This is a genomic window from Streptomyces sp. MB09-02B (assembly GCF_033794485.1).
In the GTDB taxonomy this organism is placed as follows: Bacteria; Actinomycetota; Actinomycetes; order Streptomycetales; family Streptomycetaceae; genus Streptomyces.
On the sequence record NZ_JARGEE010000712.1, the window covers coordinates 1 to 2,650 of the forward strand.

Below are 2,650 nucleotides of genomic sequence, written 5' to 3' on the forward strand. Positions count from 1 at the left end.
AAGGCTTTTTTTTGGAAGTGTTAGATTTGTATATGAGACCTGCGGCTGTGTTCCTGGGACGCCGAGTCCGACGCCGATGTCGAGGCGTGGCTGCGGGGACGTACCGATCCCGACTTCCAGCGGTGGAACACGCCCCTGGTGTGGGACGCGAGCTTCGAGGGCGCCCGGGAGTCGCTGCGACGGCGTGCCGAGTCCGACGCGGAGGGCTCGACCGTGGCCTTCCGCGTCACGGACGCGGAGAGCGGCACGACCCTCGGGCAGGTCGGGCTGAGCGGGATCGACGCGCATCTGCGCAGGGCCGTCGTCGGCTACTGGGTGCTGCCCGAGGCCCGTGGCCGCCGGGTCGCCACCCGGGCCCTCGACCTCGCCGCCCGCTGGACCTTCACCGAACTCGGCATCCACCGGCTCGAACTCGACCACGTCGTCGGCCACGCCGCGTCCTGCCGTATCGCCGAGCTGTGCGGGTTCCGGTACGAGGGGCTCCTGCGCGGGGCGGCGTTCGCCGAGGGGCGCCAGGACGCCTTCCGGGACGCCCACCTGCACGCGCGACTGGCCACCGACCCGGCCCCGGAGGGAATTCGATGAGCGAGCTGTACGAAGAAGTCGACGATCCGGACGGCTACTTCGGGGAAGCCGTCGCGGCGCACTACGACGGCGCCCCCGACGACCCCTCCGACGAGGTGTTCGGCCCGCAGGCCGTGGACCCCGTGGTGGACCTGATCGCCGGTCTCGCGGGCGGGCCGGGAGCCGAAGGGGGCGCGCGGGCGCTGGAGTTCGGGGTCGGTACCGGACGGATCGCGCTTCCCCTCGCCCGGCGTGGGGTGCGCGTGCACGGCATCGACCTGTCGCGGGCCATGGTGGAGCGGATGCGGGCCAAGCCGGGAGGCGAGGACATCGGGGTCACCATCGGGGACTTCGCGACCGCCCGGGTCGAGGGCCCCGGCTTCCCCGTCGCGTACCTCGTCTTCAACACGATCAACAACCTGACCACGCAGGACGCCCAGGTGGACTGCTTCCGCAACGCCGCCGCGCATCTCGTGCCCGGCGGCTGTTTCGTGATCGAGGTCCTGGTGCCTGACCTGCGGCGGCTGCCGCCGGGGCAGAACGCCGTGCCGTTCCGGGTCGGTCCGACGCGGCTGGGGTTCGACACGTACGACGTGGCGACGCAGAGGATGCGGTCACACCATGTGACGGTCGTCGACGGACGGACGGAGTACCGGTCGATCCCCTTCCGGTACGTCTGGCCGGCCGAGCTGGATCTGATGGCCCGGCTGGCCGGGATGCGGCTGCGGGACCGGTGGGCGGGGTGGAAGGGGGAGCCCTTCACGAACGACAGCACCATGCACGTGTCCGTGTGGGAGAAGGTCTGAGCGGAGGGTGGTCGGCAGCCCTCAGGGCCACAGCAGCTCCGTGGCCCAACCCTCCCCCTCCCGGCGGTAGTTGAGGCGTACGTGCCGACGCCGCGCGTCCCCCTGGAAGAACTCCACCTCGTCCGGCTCCACGACGTACGCCGTCCAGGAGGGCACGGGAACGTCCGGTTCCCGCTCGGCCCGTGCCCAGGCGGCCTCCGACGCGCGCTCCAACTCCTCGTACGAGGACAGGACCTCACTCTGGTGACCCACGAGCGCGGCGGCCAGCGCACCCGTCGAGCGGGCGTGCAGGTCGGCGTGGGCGACCTCGGCGGGCTCGACCGTGACAGGGCCCCGGACCCGAACCTGGCGGCCGAGGAGGGGCCAGTAGAAGCCGAGGGACGCGTACGGCCGGTGCGTGAGCTGGCGGCCCTTGCGGCTTCCGGCGTGGGAGGCGAAGTGCCAGCCGCGCGCGTCCACGTCGTGCAGCATCACCGTACGGACGTCCGGCCGCCCCTCCGCGTCCGCCGTGGCCAGCGACATCGTGTGCGGCTCCACCTCCCCGGCCGCCACGGCCTCCCCGAACCAGCTCGCGAAGAGTGGCACCGGCTCGGCGGGGGCCGTGGCCGGGTCGAACAGGGGCAGGGCGCTGACCTGCGGGTCCCAGACACGCAGTCCGCGCAGCGCCTGGACGAACTCGGACGGCTGGGCGGGGGCGACTGCGGTCTGGTCCTGCGGCTGACCCTGGGGCCGGGGCCGGGGCCGGAAAGGGGGATCGATCATGGGTGGGACGGTCTCACACCGTGCCCAGGTCGGACGAGACCCACCTCTCGGGCCGCATGCGGATGACGACCTGGTCGCCGTGGTTGGCGGAGGAGAACTCCACGTAGCCGTCGACCTTCTCGGGCGGGAGGTAGCGCGCGGTGATCTCCCGGAGCTCGACGAGTGAGGCGGGAGTCGTGTCGGTGACGGGGCCCTCGACGGAGACGTAGCGGATGGTGGGTTCCAGCCGGTCGATCATCAGGGTGAAGCGTCCGGCGGCCTGGATCAGCTGGTTCTTGCGGGAGTCCCGGCCGGTCATGACCCAGATGTCGCCACCGGGCTCGTACTGGTACCAGATCGGCACCGTCAGCGGGGCCCGTCCCTCCCCCGCGTCCACCGCCAACGCGGCCACGTGAACCTCGGCCAGAAACTCCTCGCGCTCCTTGCGGGACAGTGCCATGCCACTTCCTCCGGGATGCCTCGGGACGCCTTGCCTGCCGAGTCGGTTCAGCACCCCGGCCCCGCCCCCTATTCCGGCC

4 protein-coding genes are annotated in these 2,650 nt (G+C 71.8%); 2 read left to right on the forward strand and 2 right to left on the reverse strand.

From position 1 onward, the window contains the following. The first annotated feature begins 39 nt into the window (after positions 1–39). Together P1P70_RS43165 and P1P70_RS43170 are read left to right on the forward strand one after the other, a co-directional pair. Positions 40–585 (forward strand): GNAT family protein, encoded by a 546-nt coding sequence (locus tag P1P70_RS43165; protein ID WP_319247762.1) that lies wholly within the window; start codon positions 40–42, stop codon positions 583–585. Further along, complete coding sequence (locus P1P70_RS43170; protein WP_319247756.1) at positions 582–1,370, forward strand: class I SAM-dependent methyltransferase; 789 nt, start codon at positions 582–584, stop codon at positions 1,368–1,370. The genes P1P70_RS43165 and P1P70_RS43170 overlap by 4 nt, the downstream gene beginning before the upstream one ends. A gap of 21 nt (positions 1,371–1,391) precedes the next feature. Here the strand turns inward: P1P70_RS43170 and P1P70_RS43175 are convergent, their stop codons facing one another. Both P1P70_RS43175 and P1P70_RS43180 read right to left on the reverse strand, forming a co-directional pair. Then, complete coding sequence (locus P1P70_RS43175) at positions 1,392–2,132, reverse strand: pyridoxal 5'-phosphate synthase (RefSeq protein ID WP_319247758.1); 741 nt, start codon at positions 2,130–2,132, stop codon at positions 1,392–1,394. A gap of 13 nt (positions 2,133–2,145) precedes the next feature. Continuing rightward, positions 2,146–2,571, reverse strand: a complete 426-nt coding sequence (locus P1P70_RS43180; RefSeq protein ID WP_319247760.1) for a pyridoxamine 5'-phosphate oxidase family protein — start codon at positions 2,569–2,571, stop codon at positions 2,146–2,148. Between the last annotated feature and the right edge of the window lie 79 nt (positions 2,572–2,650).